We start from the raw sequence: 21,423 nt of genomic DNA on the forward strand, positions 1-21,423 counted from the left end.
AGTCCCAGATTCCGGTTTGCACCTTCACCCAGGTTACGACGTAATCTTTAATTGAAAAAGGGGCGTAATCGCTTGGCTGCTGCACGTTGCTCTAATTGTTCGGCAGATAGGGGCCTTAGTTGCGTTAGGGTGTTGCTTGGTTGAGTTAACGTATTGCTGGGCGGGGTCAAGGTATAATGCGGCTGCGGCTTATAAATCGAGGGCATGATTTTGAGCACTTCTTCTGCTTGTTTTAAAAGAAGCTCCACTTTTTGATTCAGTAGCTCGTTCTTATTAATTTTTTCATAAAGCTCTTTAGCTACCCCAAGACCATGTAATGTTGCTTGATAGAATTGAGAAATTGGTCCTCTGAGCGCAGCTATATGATCAAAAACGGGGCCAACGGATTGATGCTCTAAAAGAAGCGTCACATTTTCTTGAAGGTTACGCATCAAACTTAAAAAATGATCTTGTTGTAGAATCAGTTTTTGCATTCCTTTAATTAAAATGTTTTGCTTGATGTGTTTACGTTGATACGCTTTTAATTCAAAACTTAAATGATCTTTCTGATAACGGTTTGTGATTTTTAATAGAGAGCTAACGAGTAACGAAAGCATATGAATGACTTGCTTCAAATCTTCATTACCTAAAGCATAGGCAAGCCGATCCATGTTCATTTTAGATGAGTGCCGGGGCTGAATATCTAAAAGATAAAGTAAGTTCTGATCAATGCTCAGAAGTAAAGCCAGAGTATCTTGATTACCTAAGCGATATTGAAGAACTAATTGTATGGAACAAATTGTATCTTCTATGGAGGATGATTCTTCTTCAGGCGCTTTAAGCAATTCATCGAGAAGACTTTCTGACGATTTAATACTCTTTGTTGCTTCATTCAGTAGATTTTTTAATTGTTCTACATTGATCTCATTCATTTTATATAAGGCACCGCGTTGATTAAGAAAAAAACATCCTTATTGTAATAATAACATTGAAATGCGTTTTTAAAGTATAATTTTACCCCTTGTAAAAACTATTTTTGATACGTTGATATGTGAATTAATCACAAGCCAGAGGATATAGCGAATAAAGCTTAATTTTTATTTCGCCTCATGGCTTTTGAGCAACAAAAATTCTCCAAGTTTAAATTTGGGTCAATGTGATGGCATTATATTATCAATCGTTAATCAGGAGGTAAGCTAAAATGTATCCTATAGAAGCGCGATTGACTACTCCTTTAAAGATTGATGTGGCGAAAATAGCGACTTATTTTCCAGAATTTAGATATAGGGGGCCAGCAATCAGTTATAGTGGAAAACCAATTACTTCGGAATTTATTTTAAATGATGGCAACTTAGATAAAATGGAAGTCTTATCTTTTGATAATAAAACCGATGAAGGATTCACGTCTATTTCTTCTAATTATTCGCCAAAAGAGTTAGCTGTTCTTCTTTTGCGGCTTCCATTAGAACTCTCCTCGCCTTTAGTTAATTCACTAAGAGAAATAGGTATGGAAATATCACTCAGTGAAAATGAACAACAAGAAATAATGGCTGTATATCAACGTGAAAAGAAATTAAATTCAGTACATCGATTACTAAAAGGAGCTGTTCCTGTTGATTTCAAACTAACTGAAACAATTACAGTGCTACAACATGAGTATGCAATTACAACAGCAACATCAGAACAACCAATTTTAGGTACATATGGTGCTAATACATGCCTCATCTTAGCACTCTATGATGCTACAAATAAAATGGCAATTCTCGCACACATTGATACTATGACCCCTATTGAATCTTTATCGGAATTACTGCAACCTGTTTCTGAAAACTCAATTGCTCACCTGGCCGGCGGCGACTCGAATTCTCATTCAATGTGTATCGAGCTGATAGAGTTGCTCACGAAATACCATATCCATATTGAAAATGCCGATGTTCTAAAATCATCATTTGCTGGAGCATCGTTGGCTATTGATGCACGAACTGGAACAATTTATTCGCCAGTGAGGCCGGATCAATTATATAAAACTGCTGATATCAACCAGAGACAGCGAAGAGTTCAAATGCAGTTTATTAAATCTCCTTTAGTACAATGTAATGATAAGCCACTCATTTATCAGGATTTTGAAGGTGCTTCTAAAAACAAGGATAGATTAAAAGAGTCAGACTCTGTTTTTTATGATGAAGGACCTATAATTACTTCTGGTTCAGAGTGGGATTGGGATGCGGATCAATATAGAACTACCTTTGTACAACATCCTTCTCATGACAATAATTCAATTACTACAGACTTGATTGATAAAGCTCATGATGAGGTAACTACGAAACAACCCAAACGATGGTCGTTTAAAGAATATAATGCGCATTCTTTTCTTCGTGATCTGGATAAAAATAGGGCAGAGGATAAGGAACAAAAACTTGAGTCTCAAGTTGAAGAACAACTAAGCTTACTATTAGGGGAACGTTGCAGTCTAATAAGTTTATTATCTAATTTACATATCATTAAAATTTCAGCAGCACAATCTGAGCAAACAGTGAAGCAATATGCAGCGATATTATCTGCTGTTGGCTTAGTAGTTGCAGCCAATGGTGGAAAATTAAAACTAGAAGGAACTCTTACAAAAGTTTTGGAAAAGCTTGATAAGGTGACCTTTGCAAACCATCATCACGAGAATTTTATAATGGGATGACAAGGAAAAGTGACAATTAGTTTGCGATTTGCTTAAATATGGTATAAATTGCAATTAAATGTTTCAGCATAAGGAGTGTGCAATGATACTTAAAAGCCCTGCATTTGCTCATAATGGATTTATTCCTAGAGAATATACGTGTAATGGTGCTGGTCATTCACCACCACTAGTATGGAACAATGCACCTAAAAATACCCAATCTTTTGTTTTAATTATGGATGATCCTGATGCTCCAATGGGATTGTGGGTACATTGGATTTTATTTAATCTACCTGCTGATAGTCATGAGCTAAAATCGGGAATCGGTGTTCCATCGAAAGCAATCAGCGCCCGAAATAGTTGGGGTAAATCAGGCTATGGAGGACCTTGCCCCCCCAGTGGTACTCATCGCTATTTCTTCAAGCTCTATGCCTTAGATACCTCATTAACTCTTGGCGAGCATGCGACAAAAAAAGAAATAGAGACTGCCATGCAGAATCATATTATTGAGCAGACTGAATTAATTGGAAAATACAATCAATTGGTTTAGGAAATAAATCTGTTGTTTCGATGAAGCGAAAGGGAACCCAATATTCAATTAGACTCGGATTTCGCGTTCGCTTCATAGTGATTTCTATTAAATTTTGCCTCGACCTTGGAGGTTTTCGTAAGTCCTGACCTAATTAAACCGTGCAATAGGAAATCCACAACACGATTCAGTGACATCACTTAAGTGCTTTACCACAGTACTTAGACATCGAGTTAGTAGATAGATTGGATTAAAAACAATAGAGGCGAGGGTTGCACAGGTTGCAATAATGCCCATGGTTGCATCAACAACCGTATTTGCCGCAGCTTTTTGAAATGAAGAGCAAGTATTTGGGCTAAGCCTTGATTTGGGTGCAAAAACTGCTAGCAATAAAGCAGGTACCAGTAATAATGCAGTAGCGGCTAAATAAATGAAGCTTTTCAAAAAGAGCAATAACGCATTGACACCTAACCAAAGGGGGCTGTGGATAGGGCGCACAAGTAAGTTAGTAAAGTGAGTTATATCATGAATTGGTTGAAAATAGGATGGATTCGGTATAGGAATTAAATTGGTGTATTTGGTTCTCAGGTGAGAATAATCATTCCAACTTGATTTGACTTCTGAAAAAAAAACGGACATCACATTTCCTTATTATTATTTTGGCGCGTATCATGCCAATTAATAAAAAAAAAGGAAATACTTTAATTAAAAAAACTAACTAGACGGGGCTAATCCGGATTAGAGTATATCTGAATCCGGATGATAAACGTTATTTTCTTGTAACTAAGAAGGGATTTTTCCACATGCTATACGCTCACCACCACCTCCTAAAGGAGGATTATCGCTGTAATTATCTCCGCCTGCATGAACCATAATGGAGTGTCCTTTAATATCTTTAGTTGTTAAACGAGGTGCTAATGTGGGCACATTAGCTTCTCCATTACTATCAACAATCAATACAGGTAAATCACCTAAATGACCTTGGCCATATGGGCCAAGATGCTTTTGGGTGTTCGCTGGATCTAGGTGCGTACCAGCATTTTTGGCATGATCACCACAATCAGGATGTTCATGGATATGAAAACCGTGAATGCCAGCAGGAAGTCCAGTCAGTTGCGGGGTGATAAGTAACCCATACTTGCCATCTTCAAAAACGACTTTTCCTATCGATGTTCCATTTGTGGTAGAGACATCGCTAGTGACTTTTTCTGCATTGGCTATTGATGAGATAAATAAGGCTAAAGCACCGATGAAAATTTGTTCTTTCTTTTTGATTATAGGCATGACTAAATCCTTTTTAGTGACAATTTTTCCATTCTAACATAGCATATCACATATTAGGTTAGCTAAAGTTGAATTTTAAAAAACGTGAATAATTTATTGGCTAATAGAAATTAATCGCGTCTTTAAGGTTTTTTATTATGATTAAAAATGTAACGCCCAATATCAGAACCGCGACATTAGACGATGCCGAGGCTATAGCACAAATTCATATCTATTCCTGGCAAAAGATGTATCGAGATTTCATTCCAGAAATTATATTACAAAATTTGTCTCTAAGTGAGCGAACTCGGCAGTGGCATGACTTGATAGAACAAGAAGTAAAAGTATTGGTCATGGAAATTCATAATCAAATTATTGGTTTTGCGAGTATTTGCCCTTTCCGTGATTTTAGTGCAGATGGTTCAATGGGCCAAATCAGTGCGATTTATTTGCATCCCGATTACTGGCGTATGGGATTGGGTACCCAATTATGCATGGCGGCAATTTCTGAGCTAGCAAACCAGGGATATAAAAAAATACTTTTATGGGTATTTGAAGACAATATTCAAGCGCGAAAATTCTATGATGCTTTGGGTTTTGAAGCCACGAACTCAACCAAATTAGAGGAGTTTTACGAGGATGGTGCTTTATTAAAAGAAATTCTTTATCAAAAAGTACTTTAAATTGTTCTTGTGTAGCTTGGGTGCACCCGGGCTACTTAAGTGCCGCAGAAGGTTTGATGAACTCGCTCATGAGGCAATGGTAAACATTGTAAGTTTTCTGTCCCTTCTTGTTGATGAAATGGATTTTTCAAGACTGATAAAAGGCTATCCATAAGAGTGCTGTCGTTGTTTTCAACAAAATCGCGGATTGCATTTTCAATTAAGTGGTTTCTGGGAATATAGGCGGGATTTACCCGATTCATCTTGTTTTTTATTTCATTGATCTCAATTTTTTGTTGTTTGATACAATTCAACCAATCAGAAACCCACAGTTTGCTGTTGGGTTGATTCCCTAATGCTTTTATTAAATCGTTCTGATAGCGCTCACAATCAATGGCGTGACTCAGCAGACGAAAAGTATTTGTAAAATCGGGTTTATATTGTTGTAACATACCGAAGAACTGTTTAATAAGTTCCACCGGTTGCACATTTTCATCGAAAAGACCTAACTTTTCTCTTATTTTTTTATTCCAATATAGGGAGAAGCGCTCTGTGAATAAGTTAAGTGCTTCTTGCATTTGTTGCAGTGCTTTCTCATTTTTAAATAATGGCAGTAAAGCTAGACTAAATTGCGCCAAATTCCATTTTGCTATGGAGGCTTGATTTCCAAATGCATAACGACCCGCAAGATCAATAGAGCTAAATACCGTACCAAAGTCAAATTCATCCATAAAAGCACAGGGACCATAATCAATTGTTTCGCCAGATATAGTCATATTATCAGTATTCATGACTCCATGAATAAAACCTACTCCCATCCATTCAGCAATAAGATAGGCTTGGCGATCAACAACTTTTTTAAATAATTCAAGATAGGGGTTTGCACTGGTTAAAAGTTCAGGATAGTGTCGTTCAAGAGCATAGTTAGCTAAAGATCTAAGTAACTGATCATCTTTTTGAGCCGCAGCATATTCAAAAGAGCCTACCCTTAAACTACTTGATGCAACCCGTGTTACAACCCCCATGGGTACTGGACCATTTTGGCGATAGATTTTTTCTTTACTTGCAATCGCAGCCAAACAACGCGTGGTTGGAATATTTAATCCATGCATTGCTTCACTGATCAGATATTCTCTTAATACCGCAGAAAGTGGCGCTCTCCCATCACCTGTGCGTGAAAACATTGTTTTTCCAGACCCTTTGAGCTGAATATCCCATCGTGTTCCATCTTCACAATGTATTTCACCAAGTAATACGGCGCGACCATCTCCCAAAAGAGGAACATAGTATCCAAACTGATGTCCTGCATAAGCTAATGCGATGCTTTTAAGGTGCGCGGGGACTGTGTTTCCTGCATAAAAAGAGATGATGTCTTGTTCGGGAGCTGAAGAGGAATGTGGCGCACAAAGATAGGAAGCTAATTCATGATTAAACTTAACTAAATAGGGATCTGTAATCGGCGTTGGCTCAATCACCTCATAAAAATTAGAAGGTAATTTTAAGTAGGAACTACGATGAATATAAGGAATCAAATCAAGCCAATCCATAAAAAAGGTATGTTAAATGTTTAACGGCAATCCTTCAATTTTATAACAGCTAGCAGTACTGAACTAATCAAAGTTGAATCTCTTGATCATATTATAGTGTTTGTGTCAGGAACCACAGCTAAAATTGATAAATAAGAAATAGTAAATTGTCAATTGTTGCTTAAGGAGCTTGTCGGTTCTGCGTGAAGTTCCCTTAGCATTTCTTGACCTTTTTTTCCTCCATCACTCCGGCTAATCATCTTCATATACCCATCCCATCCAGGAAGCTTATCCCGATTCCCTGATTCAATAGCTTCTCTTGTTTTTTGTGAGTGCTCCTGAGAGATTTTGTCATACTCTGATTTTTTTCCAATAAATAAATTAACTTCTATTCCTTTTTCTTCGGCCGATTTAATGAACTCTCTAATCTGCTCTGGGGGCGTGTTATCAGGGAAGAACGCTAAAAGTTTAGGTTGGTAGCCCTCTGGTGCATTTTGAGGATGTGCAATGGCTTCCAGGGTTAGATCCCTTACATAGTCTAATTCTTCTTTGGTTGCATTTTCTGGTGTTGTGACAACCCAGCTATGGGGGAAAAATTTATTCTCTATCGTAAATTTAGCTCCTGAATTTTTGGATACAAATTCAACATAAAGAGGAGCAACTTGACCCTGCTCATTCAGTTTTTTAAATAAAGTTTCATTAGGCTGAATGTCAAATAATAAATTCTGTTGTGCTTTATTCATGGCTTCCAAGGCGGCAACTAGTTCATAATATCGCGTTTCCGCAGCTTTTTTTTCATCATTTAACTTCGCTTGCATAGAAATATCTCGAATATTGTTTATGATTCAATATTTATAGTATACACCAGAATGATTAAAGAAAAATGAATCCTATTAATTGATGCTTATCGTCAGAGTTAACTAATCGATAAGAGATATCTAATGAGCCTTGAAATTTTTAATTTATCTTGATCATGAGGATTAATTTTTTTGCTTGCGCACGAAATCAAGCGTTAGTTCACAGGGAGCATAACCTTGTTTTGTGGTTTCTTTAAGAATTTGTTCGCAGCAACTTACTAGTGCTGCAAAGTCCTGAGATGTATCGCCTTGATGCAAAAGAAACGAAGCTGCCTCTCGAAATAAGGTGAGGCTTGATACCAGCTTTTTGGTATCAACCTCTCCATGCATGAGTGTCAAGACAGAAATCGTTTTTTTTAATTGTTGTTCTACTAGTTGAGCAATTGCATGATAATTGCGGAAAAGCGCTTCATTTTGCAAATAGGCACACGCTTCCTTGAAATCAACAATACCAAAATGTTGCGCAATTGAACTGAATCCAAGCTGTTTCAACTGAGGAAAGATATGCCATATCCAGTGGCTTTGTTTGCTTCCAGCTTCGAGTTCAGTATAAGCTTGCTGGAATGAAACATACATATCTTGTCCTTGTTGGGCTGTGATAAAGCGTTGAATGTTGCTCATCAGGAAAATACCTTAATAAGATAGGTAATTTTTATAAAATAGTTAAGATAGACCAATATGACAAGTTGAATCATAAATATAGAGAGTAGAGGATTAAGCATCCATGAGTAAAAAAGAGTGACTTTTAGCCTAGAACACGTCTTAATTCTGCTTCTTGTAAGCGTGCAGCAAAATCCGCATCGGATTCTATTTGCTCACCCCATTCATTTTTAAGAGCTTCTGCTGTATCAATCTTATCAACATCAATCTTATTTTTAACTTGGGAAAACAAACCCTGAGTCGATGCCGCCTGAATGAGTTCTTTTATATTTTTTCGGTAAAGATCAACTTTATCTTCTTCACCTTGGGTACTTACCGTTGCAACAATCACTTGTTCTTCTTTTTTAGAGAAAAATTCTTCTTCTTTTATTTGTTCTTGGGGTTTCTTAGGTACAGGAGGTGTAGCAACATGCTCCTCTTTAGGTGCTAATTGTTCAACATTGGTAGTCCAATGTGCATTACCCTCATTATTTAGACAAATAGTGGGGCGATCAGGAAGAGTAACCCCATTTTCTTTACCTACGACATAAAGATTAACATCAAGATGCGCTGCGATTTCTTTTAAATCATCATGTGTTGCCCATCTTCCTTGTTCCCTAATTTTTTCTACTCCTTTTAGAATTACTGAATCAGGATTTTCTTTGCCTGCAGACATCACATCATGCAGTACTACATTTTTTACATGCTCGAGTTCAATTTGTTCTGGGCTATCCGCAGATGGTTTTTGGAGTTTTACTTGTAATGTTTGAGCGGTTCTTTCTGCTAAGATTAGAACTTCAGGAGATAAAGCTAATTCATTAAATTGTCTTATTTCAGCGAGAGAACCTTTATTATGTAAATAAAAGTCTACCAATTCTCTAAATTTACCAAATATGGGGGTTGCTTCAATTTTAGCTCGATGGTCTTGTAATACTTCTTCTCCTTTGATTCTATTAAACAGTTCATTCTTGTACACATTAAAGGCGATATTTCTTAACGACATCTGTAACATGAATAAAAGTTGATTTTTATAAGTTCTGGGTGAGTGATATAACTGATTTAAATCAACTTCCAGAATTTCTTGCAAACTAACGTTATGAAGACCTTCAGTATTCCATCGTTCATATGTCTTGCTTTTTCCGTGGAGGGAGTATTCGTTTTGAATGGTGTTGATTAAGCCTATTGCAAAAGCATAAAATCCACAGTCACCGCCACCGGAATTATCTATTCTATAAGACATTTTACACTCGCTTTTAGGATTTATATTTACATATATTACACAAATTATACAATATTAACATTAAGTAATTATTATGTGATCGATGCCTTGCTGGTGTCTAATTAGAAGACAAAATGATTTTTTTAAATAAAATATGGTTTATTTTTATGCAAATTATAGTAACAAGCGATTCAAGGGAGGTTGAGGAGCATGAGCTTAATTGATAATAGGATTGTTAAGGCTTCCTTTAGAGAAAACCCAGTAGAAGAACGAAAACTCTTTCCTCGGTCTTCTTGTCTTATGCCCATTAGTGTCGGACAATCAATTCATGAGGGTGAAAAATTTGCAGCGGTTATTAAACTAATTAACGCCTCATTTAAGCAGTGTACCATTCTTGTTGATGATAGTGTCCAACGTCATACTATCGGTATCATGAATTATGCAGCACCAGATGAATTATATCGGTTAGCTGTACAAGAAGGGGAGGAATGGTTGAAGCGGAATGAAATGGCTTATAATGAATTAACCATTCCTTTTGAAATTATGCGCTGGGATGATTGGTATAACAGTCAAAATTACATTAAGACTCATATGCGTGTGCAAAAGGAATATCACTCCAATGAATCATTTCGTAATGCAATTCATTCCAACATCGATGAATTTTTAACTCGATACTTGAGCCGATTTTCTGCTGCGGATGTCGATCATGAACGAGCATTTAACCTCTGTCTTGATTATTTGATTGAGGAATGCTCTGTGATGTGTCTGTGGACAGAGAAAGCTTATGATTTCGAAGTTTATCCCAGTGGAAGAAATAAGGCGATGGCTGCTACTTACGAGTATTTGATAAAGCCTTATTATCCAAACTACTTAAGGCCTGTTGCACTTCGATTTAAAAAATATCCTGCGAAAACAACAGTAGATAACTTGAAAGTGATTCAAGAAGTTGTTTCAGAAAATGAGTCGGTAGTTGGCAGTTTTTGAACTTCATTCATATTGTTGTAGCCTTGTGTGCAGCAGAATTCGATTTTGGGGGTATGGATAAAACTTCTCAATCCTGGGTTCTGCTGCGCTGCACCCGGGCACGTTTGATTAATAAGCTGCTTTTGTTTTTATCCATTTTCTAATTTCAGAGGTGGTTTCCTCAATGACGCGCAGGATTTGCTGATATAACTGTTCCAATAAAGCGCGTTGACCTGATTTCCAATAACACTCAAAGTATTGGCAGGCTATTTTTAAACGAATGGCACCAACATATACGACACCACCCTTTATTTTATGGGCAAGTTTTTGGATTTTTTCCCAGTCGCCTTGCTCATGCGCCCTTTTTAGCAGTATTACATCTTCAACAAAAGAGTGACTCAACATGAGGTTGAGCATTCCGCAAAGTGTGGCTTCTGTACCCGTTGTTTTAATTCCTTCTTCAACATCAAGTATTGGAAATTCAGCAATCTGAAAAAGTTGTTCCTCTTTTGTTGGTAAATCAAAAATCCCATGTTCAGGAGAGGTGCTTCTTTCTATAGACGGAATAAAAGAATTCAAAATATCACAACAATTTTTTTGAGTGAGTGGCTTGCTAAGTACTGCATTTATCCCTGATTCAATGCACCGTTGCTTATTTTCTTCACCTATATGAGCCGTGAGCGCAATGATGGGAGTATGATGGTTTTTGGCGATTTCTTGTACACGAATGTGGTGCGTTACTTGATACCCATCCATATCGGGTAAACCGATATCCATAAAAATCAAATCATACTTATTTTTCTTCCAGAGCTGTAACGCCGATTGTCCATCGGCTGCTACATCAACTTGACAGCCGCATTGATGAAGCATTTCTTTGGCGATGGTTTGTGCAATAGTATTGTCTTCAACAAGTAAGATACGGTGTTTGAATGGTTTTGCCAATGATTCTGGATGTTTATCGGTGACTTGGGTTTTTTGTCCCAAGCTTGGAATAGTAGAGTCAATAAAATCTTTATCAATTCCTGTTTCATCTTCAAGAAGTGCTGTTTTTAAGGGAATGATACAGGTAAAAATTGTTCCTTTTGCAACTGTACTCTCAACATATATTTCCCCATCTAACTCATCAATAAATTGTTTGATTACAGCAAGCCCTAGGCCAGCTCCTTTATAAATTCCTTTGTAGGAGGGAGTTAAACGTTTAAATTGTAGAAAAATTTCCTGTTGTTTATCCTTGGGAATACCTATACCGCTATCTTCTACAATGAATTTAATGATGACTTCCCGGTTTTCCTGTTTTGCTAATTTGGCTGTTAATCTCACAAAACCAGCGTCTGTGAAATTCAGCGAATTGGCAATCAATTCAAGTAGAATTCGATGGATACGAACGGGATCACCAATGAGGTATTTTGGTATATTGGGATCAAAATCCAGCGAAAAATCCAAGTGCTTTGCAAATGCTTTGGCTTTGTTAAGATCAATAATATGCTGAGCCACCTTTTGCAAGACGAATTTTTTTCTCACTTTGGGGACTTCGCCAGAACTTACATGAATGGCTTCAAGCACATCATCCATAAAATCGAGTAGGGCATGGCTTGATGCAACCAGATTATCTGCATATTCTTTAATTCGAGGGCTTTGAGCTTCAGATTTGATGAGATCTGCAAATCCTACAATGCCAGTAAGGGGGGTACGGATGTCGTGACGCATATTTTCAAGAAATTCTGTTTTTGCAAGACTCGCTGCTTCAGCTTTTTCTTTTGCAATATTGAGCTCTGCTTCAATTTTTTTTCTGTCGGTGATATTAATAGAAATCCCCAACACTCCAGTAATTTCCCCTTTTTTATTGCGCATTGGTGATTTATGACTTAAAACAATGGCTTTTTTACCATCGATTTGGGCTGTTTCTTCAATGATTTCAGTTTCACCGGTCTGCATGATATGAAGATCATTTTGGCGAAATAATTCAGCTTGATTCTCACCCCAAGGCAAATCAAAATCAGTTTTTCCTACAATTTCATAACCAAATTGAAATCCTAAATTCTGAGCCTGTCGGTTGTTACAGCCTAAATATACTCCATTTTTGTCTTTCCAATAAACATGGCCTGGCATGTGGGCAAGAATATTTTCCAAGGTGGATTGTGTTTTTTCCTGGTTTGATCGGAGATCGGCTTCTTGTTTTTTACGTTTGGTTATGTTTAATGAAACGCCAACAATACCAATAACATTACCATTTTCATCTCGGAGAGGAGTTTTTCTGGTTAATACAACTACTTGTTGTCCATTCGCTATGGTTCCAGCCTCCTCCAACTCTAATGAGGAATTAAGAGCCATAACTTTTAAATCATTATTACGAATCGTTTCTGCAGATGCGGCCCATGGCATTTCAAAATCTGTTTTCCCAATGATGGATTTCATGCCTGTCATTTCCAGCATGTTGTCATTACAACCCAAGTAAACTCCATTTTTATCTTTCCAATAAATATTGCCTGGTAATCCTTTGAAGATGCTTGCAAGAATAGAAGGATTAGATTCAACTGTAGGTGGAGTGGATGACTCCTTGGAATAATTGGTTTTCACTTTAGGTTTCTTTTCTGACATAAGCTGTTCTCTTTTTATCCTTAAAGTTATAGACCTTATATCGGCCACATACAAGATAATGATTATAAAAGCATTACAATTTTTTTCTTGCTAAATTAACTATCAGAGTTTTTAATTAAGAAGTGTTTATTTACTTGGAGCAAGGAATGCCAGTTAGTAAAGAATGCATTATACTATTACAAAATTTAGTGGATGGATATAGGTTAGAAGGGAAGGAAGATAGGGATTATTCACTTATTTACTCTTTATTAAAAGAATTTTCATTTCTAGTCGTACAGCACCAAAAAAATCACAAAGACGAGCGGATAATTGGTTTTCTTAGCGCATCTGCAATGATTTTGGAGGAAAATCTTTGTTTTGCGAAAGTATGCAGAACGTTTTTAATCTCTTACCAACAAAAAACGCATGCTTTAGATTCAATGTTGGATATTCAGTTAAACATTCAATCCGAGTTGGATGCGTCATGGGGTAAGAAACACGAAACCGAATTGAGCCACTCTCCTGGACCTTCTCCTTTTTTTTTGGAGTTACAAGAAGCAATTGCTAAACGAGCACAGCGTCTTGCAGATAACGAACTATTTGAAAAACCCAATCCTTAGGTTGTTTGCCTTAAGAGAATATGGGAATGCAATTATTTAATTACATTTATTCTAATATATAAGCACAGATGAATCCTTATAAGTCATTGCCTTGAGCGTTTATTGATATTGCTTTATCCCAAGAGCGCGCGGATTATTTTTAGTTTCAATTGATTATAGGGCTTGTATTTAATGGGGAGCTCAAACCAAAAAGGTCTTTTCAATATACTTTTGAAATGACTAAACGTGTTAAACCCAGCTTCGCCATGGTAATTGCCCATGCCACTTTCCCCAACACCACCAAAAGGAAGAGGAATGTTACAAATATGCATAATCACATCATTAATACAGCCGCCTCCAAAGGAAACCTCATGCAAGATTCGTGTTTGCAGGGCTGAATTTTTCCCAAAAATATAAAGTGATAAAGGACGCGGGCGCATTTTTATTTCATGCAAAACAGATTGCAGATCGGTAAAAGGAATAACAGGTAAAATCGGCCCAAAAATTTCTACCTTCATAATTTCATCTGCAAAACTTACATCCTTAAGAATTGTTGGTTCAATATATTTTTCCTTTTCAATCACTTGACCTCCTGTGTATATTTTTTGTGGGTCAATGAGTTTTTTTAAACGCTGTACATGCTTTTGATCGATAATCCGTACGTAGCTTTCACTATCAAGAGGATTGGGGCCAATAATTTTGTTGATTTGGTTTTTAAGCTCTTCCAGTAAAGGTTGATAAATCGATTGTTCAACTAAAAGATAATCAGGAGCAATACAGGTCTGGCCTGCATTTAAAAATTTACCCCAGACAATACGCTGGGCTGAAATTTTGAGATCTGCATCAGCAAAAACCAAGCAAGGGCTTTTTCCACCTAATTCCAGGGTGATGGGAGTCAAGTGTTCCGCAGCTGCTTTAGCTACAATTTTTCCTACAGCAGTGCTGCCAGTAAAAAATAGCTTATCAAAACGAAAACTAAGGAGCTCCTGAGTTACTTCAGTACCACCTTCTGCAACATACAGATAAGCTGGATCAAAATTTTGATTTATTATTTTTGCCAGGGCTGCTGAAGTATTTTGTGGCAACTCACTTGGTTTGATGATGCTGGTATTCCCTGCTGCCATAGCTGAGATTAACGGAATTAAGGTTAATTGATAGGGATAATTCCAGGCACCAATAATTAGAGTCGTGCCATAAGGTTCGGGTAAGATAAAGCTTTTTCCCGGTTGAAGCACCAATTCTGTTCTGGTTGCCCTGGGTTTTGCCCATTTATGTACCCGTTTAATTGCTTCATCAAGCTCATGATATATCATGGCAAGTTCAGTTAAGTATGTTTCAAATTGAGATTTTTTTATATCTGCATAAAGCGCTTCATAGAGAAGTTGCTCATTTTGCTTAAGAATGGTTTTTAATTTCTGAAGTTGCTGTTTACGAAAATCAATCTTTTTAGCCTGTCCGCCAGCAGCAAATGCTCTCTGTTTTTCAACAACAGTGTGGATATCCATGAATTAACACCTGCGCAAAAAGTTTATATTTATCAGCAGTTAAACCTCATTCTAGTTAAATCCTTCGGGCTTCGCTAGAGGAAACTCATCTTATTTAGTTTTCGGTTTTCTCTAATGCAGAAAAGCAATGATCCATAGCCTTAAATTAAAAATCCGGTTTACTCTATTCCAACGTCCGTGGCATCAATAAGATCTGCCCTATAACTCTGGACCCCGAAGGCATGCCGCGGGGTATCGGCAGAGTAATAAATTTCAGATTATTGTGTTTCACTATCCATGGGTTTGTGAACGAGGGAGATAGCCGGGAAATTTCTAATTTCCATAGTAAATATGTTCGAAAACTTTAGTCATTAACCAAAGTTCGGTTTTGGGAGGAGCTGTAGAGTGCCTCCCTCAACATGTATTTCGGCCGAAATGGATCAATTTATTGGTATTCTTGGTGCTCATTCATGTTTACTTGTGTATATTTGTTCATTTTTTATAAATAACATCTTTAAAATCATCTTCATTTGAAAATAGTTTTTTTGAAGTTTCAGCGAGACTAATAGATAAGTTTCCCCCACTACCTAATGTATCATGAGGTAATCTCTGCCTAATCGATAACTTATTACCATCTGGCAACTCATAAATATTTAATGCCTGCCCGGGTCGGCCTTCGAATAAGCTATATTTATGTTTACTCAGCTTTTTGGCATGCTCGAGTGTTATTTTTTGAGCAACTGACTTATCTATATTGATCAAATAACAGTCTCCCGAATAACATACAGCAATACATTCGTTTGAAGATAATACTTGCAGCTCTTCTAAGCTGGGAGATTCTTTGCCAGGTTTTTTCGGTAATAGAATTCTATTTTTCTCTTCGCCTGTTTTTCCATTTAAAACCAGGATATAAAGTGGTTCATGTTTATTTGCTTGATCTAACAACGCAACCAAATCACCATTTGGTAAAGCATGAAGATGAGCAAGTTTTCCATTATTTTCGTAGTCCTGAATCAAAGAAACCTCTTTGATCTGATTGTCTTCGCAATTAAAAAATACCAGCCCTGCACTTGATGAGCATGTAGTCTTCTCCAGTACAACCGAAAAAACAATACGGTGGCCTGGTAATAAAATAAATGAAGAAACATAGCCATCCCTATGGGCATAGTAAGTAGAAGATATATTATTTTTATGGGTGAAAAATTTTTCAATAACGTCATTAAATGAGTGAGAAACACCCTTAGCTACTCTTTTTTCCTTATTATTGAAAAAACTAAATAAGTGAACCAAGAGTTCAACAGGGAGTTGATCCATCTTACTATTTTGTTGTTCAGTGTCAGTGCTCTCTTTTTTTTCTAACATCTTTACACCTTCATTGGTTATTTGAAATTCAAATTCATTAAATCTGATTACTTTGATTTCTAGACCTAAGAAAAGCCATTTAATCAAATCTTAATTGGTTGCTTGCGCCAAAAATAACATATTAGGAGATAATAATCTTGTGGTTGGTTTTTATAGTCTTACAGTAGGGCAGGTAGATGTTGATGAGGCATCTGAATGCATAAAAAAGGGAATGGGCAAATATCGTATTCCTGTTGTCATATTAGCAAGATTAGCTGTTCTTCATACATATCAAGGAAAGGGTATTGGGAAGGCGATGCTTAAAGATGCAATATTAAAAACCTTACAAATTGCAGAACAAAGCGGTGTAAGAGCTTTATTAGTTCATGCTATAGATGAGAAGGCCGAGACCTTTTACAAACGATTAGGATTTGAACTTTCTCCGATAAGAGAGAATCAATTATTACTTCTTTTAAAAGACGCTAAAAAAGTAATGACAATAAAAAAACTCATATCAAATTAAATTTATTGATGTGGAAGTTTAAAGTGACCAACCCCAACTCCATTTGGGGGTAATTATGTTGCCAACACATTCAATTATTCATCAAATTAATTCAAAACCATAATCTTTTTCTTGCTCTGTATTAACTTGATTTGATTCTACTTGGCCAGGGGCAACTGTGGTGTTTTCTACTTGGGAATGATTGTTGGTTCCCCATAGCAATCTGCGGGTTAAATCACCAAATCTATAACCTTGCGCCTCAGAAGAAGCAGCGTGTTCTTCGATGTGCTTTCGGTTTAAAGTTTCTGATTTCTCAACCCTTTCGTTGTCTTGTTCAAGATGAGACAAATCACTATCTTTACCGAGCGCTGTTGAATCTATATTTCCAAAGAGATAATAACGTGTGTAATCACCAAAGCGATATGGACGCTTTTCACAATCTTTCGATTCGCTCTTGGTCTCTGGTTTTTTATTACTTCTGAAATCACTTAAGCAATCATTGATCAGATCTTTTAATGTAGAAAACTCAATTTTATTAAATTCATCACCTATATTATGTTTTTGAATTTCTTTAATGAGTAATTCATATCTTGGGCCCCGTTGAATCGGCATAATTAAATGACTTTCAAACCCTAATCTATTACCGCTATTTTGAGTCATATAAAAATTAATCTGTTTAAACTGCTCTGGATTCGATTTACATGCCAGGGCGTATTCATCAAATAGCGTACTGTATGATTTATACAGTTCAAAAAACTGACTCAATAGACTTAAACGCTCCAATTTCAAGACTTCACGAGCCTCTGGATTGTCTATATTTGTTAAACCATTCTCTACATTTAGAATTAACTTATCAGAAACATCAATTAATTGCTCGATAAGAGTGTAAAACTTTCTTAGCAAAGTGTGTTCATCGAATTGTAATTGGATCAACAATGATAAATGCAAAAATTTCAATGATGCATTATAAGTATTTTCTGTAGAACATATTTCCTTAAACACGTTATTGTCTTCAAGTTTCGTTTGCATGTGATTAACCTCTCATTCACCAAAAGGCGAACTTTACACAATAAATATTAAAAAAATCTTAACTGAGCAAATATTTTTAATTTATGCAAAAATAAAATCACAAAGTACATTGAGCGAATTAAATTGTTGGAACTGATTGCTCTGTACAATCAATGAGTGTCGATATTCAATTATTGATAAAAAATGATACAATTAGTCTCTAAAAAATATTCACCATATGCTCTTTTTAGATGGTGCCTATGAATTGGATGAGAATGGATAAATCAATGAATTTCACGAGATAACCAAGCCTACTATTAAGGAGATGCAAAAGGGATTGCATCAAATCTGTGAGCGCGAGTAAAGATAAAGAAGTATCGAATTTTCCTTAAATAGAACTTTATCTTCTGCATTGATTGCGGAGTACCAAATTCAACTTTCTGATAAAAAATTGCTACAAGAAAAATTGCATCAGTTGTTATCAGATGATAAATAAGAGATAAATTGTCTCGCAAGTGGTGAGACAAAATAGCTCTCGTAAATAATATTATAATCATTTCGTGATAGTTATACGCAATTACCAGTGCCTTTATTAAATTTAGCTAACTGAATTTATATCTAAAAGCACTGATAGAGATTAAGAAATATGGTTTTCTTTACTGCGGCGATGGATGTTTGTTGTGTTTTGTTTGTAAAATTTCATTTTGTAATTCCATAGTTTTTTTGATGTATATTTTTTCTTTATTACCCGCATCTTGGCATGCTGCTTTTTCTTCTGGCGTCATTCTCAGTAAGAGTTGAATGTAAGCATCTGTAGCAGTATTTGTTTGCTCGGAATAGGTTGTTGATAGTGTTCCAGTTATTACAAGTTCAATCAGATTAGGGTTAATCGGTTTATGCTTCATCAGTGAATGTTGTAATAAAGCCGATTGATTTTTATTTTCAGCGTCTTGTTTAAGATTGTTTAAAACCTTATTCATCATATGCAGAAACTCAGTTAATCCTTCAATTGGATTTATTGCTGCAAGGGAAACATCACGAAGAATAGTTAAACATTGTTCTCTACATGCATATTCTAATAGATCATCCAGATCATTAACAAATGGGGGTAACTCAACAGTTGAGTTCAGATTCTCCATAAGGTGTGTGTCAGACAGTAAACTTTTATGCTTTTCTCCATTTTTATTATTTTGATAAATGGTTCTATCAAGTAATGAGGGAGTAAAGCTGCTATGACAGGCCTCAGAAATGGTTATATTTTTGCGGGTAGTACGTCCTTTGCCATGCTGCAATGTTGTATGGCCAAATATTGGTAAGATACCGGTTTTATAATAAGCAATTAACGTGTAAAAAAACAAGTCAACACGTCGATTTGCATGTTCAATAATATGTTCCTTCGACATAGCAAGTAGTGCATTTTGATCGTGATGTTTTGTGGCTAATTGGTGGTTTGAATAAGGTAATTTGAGTGCAGCACTGTAATTGTCTTCGTATTCGAAGCGATGCCGTTTTTTAGAGGTAAACTGCTTATGCTCCTCTGCTTTTAATTTTGTAAAAAAGAATGAGTTTGATGTCTGCGCCAAAGAAGGAGTGGTCACTTCACTTTTTTTTATGGCATGGAGCGACGTTAATGTATTTTTTGAGGCTGAAGGTATGGCTTGAGATAGAGAGATTTTAAATATAGGGGTTACCTTTCTTGTACCTATGGTTTTACTAATCTTAAATAATCGCGTCATCTTAGGTCCCTCCTAGATTGCTACTAAAAAAATAGACCTCTTTCGAAACGCTACTGCAGAGCCTCATCGGGACGATGCTCGAATCCTTAAGTGACATCAAGTACATCAGCTGTGTTTCGTATTCTCTCACTTCCCCTCTGCATGAGTTTCAAAAGAGGACGGTTGTCAATATTTTTCAAAGTGTTCCAAGAATTATCTTTGCATGAAGTGACACAATTTGACAAGTATGTAGTTGAAATAGAACAAACTGATTTTTTCTTGATTTAAGAGCTTTTTTTCTTATTTACTTTTTCATTTGATTTTCTCTTTTTCATACTTTCTTTTAAAAGAGAAATAAAATCAACGACATCTGCAGAATTTTCCTTTGCAATTTCAGGCTCTTCCTCTGCTTTGATTGCGGGTTGTTTCGCAATTTGTTGATCAAGCCATTTCTGCAATGCCTCTCGATATTCATTATGATATTTTTCAGGTTGCCATTTGGCAGTCATTTCATCAATCAGCGTAACGGCCATTTTTATTTCTGACTGAGAAATTTTATAATTTTTAAAATCCTCTTTGGGAACCTCCATTTCGTTTTCGTCACGTAGTTCATCTTTAAAATGAATTAAATACAAAAGCAGAGCATACTGATGGGGGAGGATTAAACAAATAGACTCTTTTGTGCGAATAATAACTTTGGCAACGCCTGCTTTATTTGTTTTTTTTAAAGATTCTCTCAATAAGACATAAGCTTTTTTATTTTTGCTTTCTGGTATAAGGTAATAAGGCTTCATCAAATAAAGGCTATCAATTTCCTGAAAATCAACAAATTCTTCGATATTAATCGCTTTAAATAAATCAGGGCTGGCTTTTTCAAATTTCTTTTCATCGACAATGATATAACGGTCTTTATCAAACTCAAATCCTTTCACCACGTGATCCCAAGGCACTTCCTTGCCGGTTTTTTCGCTAATTCGTTGATAATGCACCCTGGACTTCGTCTTCTTATCAAGCAAATGAAATTTAAGTTCATCATGTTCCTCAATCGAATATAAAGAAACAGGTATCGAAACAAGGCCAAAAGAAATCTCGCCTTTCCAAATTGATTTAGGCATTCTCTTAATCCTTAAATAACATTTCTTATTAAAGAGTAGACTATTTGTAAAAAGTACTAAAGGGATAGCTCATTTCAAAGTGAACAAGCAAAGCGAGTGGAAATTCTTAATATTTTACTTAAAATTAAAGTAATCATGCTAAAAGGAGAGTTGCATGAGTATTGAGTCTTATCGTAAAAAACGAAACTTTAATAAAACTCCTGAGCCCAGAGGCAATGTTTCTTCTGAAAACGATCTTTTGTTTGTAATCCAAAAACATGCGGCCAGCCATCTCCACTATGATTTTCGCCTTGAACTAAATGGGGTTTTACTCAGTTGGGCAGTTCCCAAAGGCCCATGTTTGGACCCTTCAGTAAAACGTCTTGCAATGCATGTAGAAGACCATCCTGTCGAGTATGGTTATTTTGAAGGCCTAATACCTAAGGGCCAATATGGGGCAGGCAGTGTTATGTTGTGGGATAAAGGCACTTGGAAACCTCTCGATGCAGATCCTGAACAAGCTTTTAACTCTGGACATTTACGCTTTGAGTTAGAGGCTAAAAAGTTAAAGGGACGCTGGGATTTAGTGCGTTTTAAGAATGAAGAGCATTGGTTTTTAATCAAATTTAAAGACAAATTTGCCCAAAAATTGGAAGAATATGACATCACTGAAGAGGAACCAGATAGTGTACTGACCAATCTTTCCATTGATGAAATTGGGGATCATTACAGTGAAACTGGCGCGTTGCATAAAAAAAAAGACATAAAATAAAACAGCACAATAAGCGTGATCCAGAA

At 36.2% G+C, this 21,423-nt stretch carries 20 protein-coding genes; 7 read left to right on the plus strand and 13 right to left on the minus strand.

What is annotated here, in order from left to right; translation table 11 throughout:
• Window positions 1-47: 47 nt before the first annotated feature.
• Window positions 48-911 carry a hypothetical protein gene (locus ELY20_RS03050; RefSeq protein WP_110143119.1) on the minus strand — a complete coding sequence of 288 codons (864 nt, stop codon included), beginning with the start codon at window positions 909-911 and terminating at the stop codon, window positions 48-50.
• A gap of 269 nt (window positions 912-1,180) precedes the next feature.
• Here ELY20_RS03050 and ELY20_RS03055 point away from each other — a divergent pair, with 269 nt between their 5' ends.
• The gene (locus ELY20_RS03055; RefSeq protein ID WP_110143118.1) at window positions 1,181-2,668 is read left to right on the plus strand and encodes a hypothetical protein; all 1,488 of its coding nucleotides are present in this window, start codon (window positions 1,181-1,183) and stop codon (window positions 2,666-2,668) included.
• 82 nt (window positions 2,669-2,750) lie between these two features.
• On the plus strand, window positions 2,751-3,197 hold the full coding sequence (locus tag ELY20_RS03060; protein WP_110143117.1) for a YbhB/YbcL family Raf kinase inhibitor-like protein: 447 nt from the start codon (window positions 2,751-2,753) through the stop codon (window positions 3,195-3,197).
• Window positions 3,198-3,326: 129 nt separating this feature from the next.
• Here ELY20_RS03060 and ELY20_RS03065 read toward each other — a convergent pair whose 3' ends face one another.
• Both ELY20_RS03065 and ELY20_RS03070 read right to left on the minus strand, forming a co-directional pair.
• On the minus strand, window positions 3,327-3,815 hold the full coding sequence (locus ELY20_RS03065; RefSeq protein ID WP_110143116.1) for a hypothetical protein: 489 nt from the start codon (window positions 3,813-3,815) through the stop codon (window positions 3,327-3,329).
• 144 nt (window positions 3,816-3,959) lie between these two features.
• Entirely contained in the window at window positions 3,960-4,460 is a 501-nt protein-coding gene (locus ELY20_RS03070) for a superoxide dismutase family protein (RefSeq protein ID WP_126955377.1), read from the minus strand.
• Window positions 4,461-4,597: 137 nt separating this feature from the next.
• Between ELY20_RS03070 and ELY20_RS03075 the strand changes: the two genes are divergently transcribed.
• The gene (locus ELY20_RS03075) at window positions 4,598-5,122 is read left to right on the plus strand and encodes a GNAT family N-acetyltransferase (RefSeq protein ID WP_110143114.1); all 525 of its coding nucleotides are present in this window, start codon (window positions 4,598-4,600) and stop codon (window positions 5,120-5,122) included.
• 35 nt (window positions 5,123-5,157) lie between these two features.
• Here ELY20_RS03075 and ELY20_RS03080 read toward each other — a convergent pair whose 3' ends face one another.
• The 4 genes from ELY20_RS03080 to ELY20_RS03095 form a co-directional block, all read right to left on the minus strand.
• Window positions 5,158-6,648 (minus strand): protein adenylyltransferase SelO, encoded by a 1,491-nt coding sequence (locus tag ELY20_RS03080; RefSeq protein ID WP_110143113.1) that lies wholly within the window; start codon window positions 6,646-6,648, stop codon window positions 5,158-5,160.
• A 149-nt stretch (window positions 6,649-6,797) separates the two neighbouring features.
• Window positions 6,798-7,445 carry a hypothetical protein gene (locus ELY20_RS03085; protein ID WP_110143112.1) on the minus strand — a complete coding sequence of 216 codons (648 nt, stop codon included), beginning with the start codon at window positions 7,443-7,445 and terminating at the stop codon, window positions 6,798-6,800.
• A 162-nt stretch (window positions 7,446-7,607) separates the two neighbouring features.
• Window positions 7,608-8,105 (minus strand): DUF1810 family protein, encoded by a 498-nt coding sequence (locus tag ELY20_RS03090; RefSeq protein ID WP_110143111.1) that lies wholly within the window; start codon window positions 8,103-8,105, stop codon window positions 7,608-7,610.
• A 124-nt stretch (window positions 8,106-8,229) separates the two neighbouring features.
• On the minus strand, window positions 8,230-9,363 hold the full coding sequence (locus ELY20_RS03095; protein WP_110143110.1) for a hypothetical protein: 1,134 nt from the start codon (window positions 9,361-9,363) through the stop codon (window positions 8,230-8,232).
• A gap of 189 nt (window positions 9,364-9,552) precedes the next feature.
• Here ELY20_RS03095 and ELY20_RS03100 point away from each other — a divergent pair, with 189 nt between their 5' ends.
• Window positions 9,553-10,326: a tRNA-dependent cyclodipeptide synthase gene (locus ELY20_RS03100; protein ID WP_110143109.1), complete on the plus strand. Its 774-nt coding sequence runs from the start codon at window positions 9,553-9,555 to the stop codon at window positions 10,324-10,326.
• Window positions 10,327-10,434: 108 nt separating this feature from the next.
• Here the strand turns inward: ELY20_RS03100 and ELY20_RS03105 are convergent, their stop codons facing one another.
• Window positions 10,435-12,903, minus strand: a complete 2,469-nt coding sequence (locus ELY20_RS03105; protein WP_110143108.1) for a PAS domain-containing sensor histidine kinase — start codon at window positions 12,901-12,903, stop codon at window positions 10,435-10,437.
• 146 nt (window positions 12,904-13,049) lie between these two features.
• Between ELY20_RS03105 and ELY20_RS03110 the strand changes: the two genes are divergently transcribed.
• Window positions 13,050-13,502 (plus strand): hypothetical protein, encoded by a 453-nt coding sequence (locus tag ELY20_RS03110; protein ID WP_110143107.1) that lies wholly within the window; start codon window positions 13,050-13,052, stop codon window positions 13,500-13,502.
• 113 nt (window positions 13,503-13,615) lie between these two features.
• On the opposite strand, the gene ELY20_RS03115 is transcribed toward ELY20_RS03110, so the two are convergent.
• Together ELY20_RS03115 and ELY20_RS03120 are read right to left on the minus strand one after the other, a co-directional pair.
• A complete protein-coding gene (locus ELY20_RS03115; protein WP_110143106.1) occupies window positions 13,616-14,986 on the minus strand; it encodes an aldehyde dehydrogenase in 1,371 nt (456 codons plus the stop codon).
• A gap of 471 nt (window positions 14,987-15,457) precedes the next feature.
• On the minus strand, window positions 15,458-16,327 hold the full coding sequence (locus ELY20_RS03120) for a hypothetical protein (RefSeq protein WP_110143105.1): 870 nt from the start codon (window positions 16,325-16,327) through the stop codon (window positions 15,458-15,460).
• Window positions 16,328-16,466: 139 nt separating this feature from the next.
• Between ELY20_RS03120 and ELY20_RS03125 the strand changes: the two genes are divergently transcribed.
• Window positions 16,467-16,829: a GNAT family N-acetyltransferase gene (locus tag ELY20_RS03125; protein ID WP_233590478.1), complete on the plus strand. Its 363-nt coding sequence runs from the start codon at window positions 16,467-16,469 to the stop codon at window positions 16,827-16,829.
• An 81-nt stretch (window positions 16,830-16,910) separates the two neighbouring features.
• Here the strand turns inward: ELY20_RS03125 and ELY20_RS03130 are convergent, their stop codons facing one another.
• The 3 genes from ELY20_RS03130 to ku all read right to left on the minus strand — a co-directional run bounded on the left by ELY20_RS03130 (window position 16,911) and on the right by ku (window position 20,646).
• Window positions 16,911-17,837 (minus strand): RhoGEF domain-containing protein, encoded by a 927-nt coding sequence (locus ELY20_RS03130; RefSeq protein WP_126955376.1) that lies wholly within the window; start codon window positions 17,835-17,837, stop codon window positions 16,911-16,913.
• Between the two features lie 635 nt (window positions 17,838-18,472).
• Window positions 18,473-19,552: a hypothetical protein gene (locus ELY20_RS03135; RefSeq protein WP_110143101.1), complete on the minus strand. Its 1,080-nt coding sequence runs from the start codon at window positions 19,550-19,552 to the stop codon at window positions 18,473-18,475.
• A gap of 263 nt (window positions 19,553-19,815) precedes the next feature.
• Entirely contained in the window at window positions 19,816-20,646 is an 831-nt protein-coding gene (gene ku / locus ELY20_RS03140) for a non-homologous end joining protein Ku (RefSeq protein WP_110143100.1), read from the minus strand.
• A gap of 154 nt (window positions 20,647-20,800) precedes the next feature.
• Here ku and ELY20_RS16840 point away from each other — a divergent pair, with 154 nt between their 5' ends.
• The gene (locus tag ELY20_RS16840; protein WP_199739188.1) at window positions 20,801-21,397 is read left to right on the plus strand and encodes a DNA polymerase ligase N-terminal domain-containing protein; all 597 of its coding nucleotides are present in this window, start codon (window positions 20,801-20,803) and stop codon (window positions 21,395-21,397) included.
• Window positions 21,398-21,423 lie beyond the last annotated feature (26 nt).

The organism is Legionella qingyii (assembly GCF_003990155.1).
GTDB lineage: Bacteria > Pseudomonadota > Gammaproteobacteria > Legionellales > Legionellaceae > Legionella > Legionella qingyii.

Coding starts and splice junctions, on each gene's coding strand:
- ELY20_RS03050 (WP_110143119.1), bottom strand. CDS start 911: ATGAATGAGATCAATGTAGAACAATTAAAAAATCTACTGAATGAAGCA.
- ELY20_RS03055 (WP_110143118.1), top strand. CDS start 1,181: ATGTATCCTATAGAAGCGCGATTGACTACTCCTTTAAAGATTGATGTG.
- ELY20_RS03060 (WP_110143117.1), top strand. CDS start 2,751: ATGATACTTAAAAGCCCTGCATTTGCTCATAATGGATTTATTCCTAGA.
- ELY20_RS03065 (WP_110143116.1), bottom strand. CDS start 3,815: ATGTCCGTTTTTTTTTCAGAAGTCAAATCAAGTTGGAATGATTATTCT.
- ELY20_RS03070 (WP_126955377.1), bottom strand. CDS start 4,460: ATGCCTATAATCAAAAAGAAAGAACAAATTTTCATCGGTGCTTTAGCC.
- ELY20_RS03075 (WP_110143114.1), top strand. CDS start 4,598: ATGATTAAAAATGTAACGCCCAATATCAGAACCGCGACATTAGACGAT.
- ELY20_RS03080 (WP_110143113.1), bottom strand. CDS start 6,648: ATGGATTGGCTTGATTTGATTCCTTATATTCATCGTAGTTCCTACTTA.
- ELY20_RS03085 (WP_110143112.1), bottom strand. CDS start 7,445: ATGCAAGCGAAGTTAAATGATGAAAAAAAAGCTGCGGAAACGCGATAT.
- ELY20_RS03090 (WP_110143111.1), bottom strand. CDS start 8,105: ATGAGCAACATTCAACGCTTTATCACAGCCCAACAAGGACAAGATATG.
- ELY20_RS03095 (WP_110143110.1), bottom strand. CDS start 9,363: ATGTCTTATAGAATAGATAATTCCGGTGGCGGTGACTGTGGATTTTAT.
- ELY20_RS03100 (WP_110143109.1), top strand. CDS start 9,553: ATGAGCTTAATTGATAATAGGATTGTTAAGGCTTCCTTTAGAGAAAAC.
- ELY20_RS03105 (WP_110143108.1), bottom strand. CDS start 12,903: ATGTCAGAAAAGAAACCTAAAGTGAAAACCAATTATTCCAAGGAGTCA.
- ELY20_RS03110 (WP_110143107.1), top strand. CDS start 13,050: ATGCCAGTTAGTAAAGAATGCATTATACTATTACAAAATTTAGTGGAT.
- ELY20_RS03115 (WP_110143106.1), bottom strand. CDS start 14,986: ATGGATATCCACACTGTTGTTGAAAAACAGAGAGCATTTGCTGCTGGC.
- ELY20_RS03120 (WP_110143105.1), bottom strand. CDS start 16,327: ATGTTAGAAAAAAAAGAGAGCACTGACACTGAACAACAAAATAGTAAG.
- ELY20_RS03130 (WP_126955376.1), bottom strand. CDS start 17,837: ATGCAAACGAAACTTGAAGACAATAACGTGTTTAAGGAAATATGTTCT.
- ELY20_RS03135 (WP_110143101.1), bottom strand. CDS start 19,552: ATGACGCGATTATTTAAGATTAGTAAAACCATAGGTACAAGAAAGGTA.
- ku (WP_110143100.1), bottom strand. CDS start 20,646: ATGCCTAAATCAATTTGGAAAGGCGAGATTTCTTTTGGCCTTGTTTCG.
- ELY20_RS16840 (WP_199739188.1), top strand. CDS start 20,801: ATGAGTATTGAGTCTTATCGTAAAAAACGAAACTTTAATAAAACTCCT.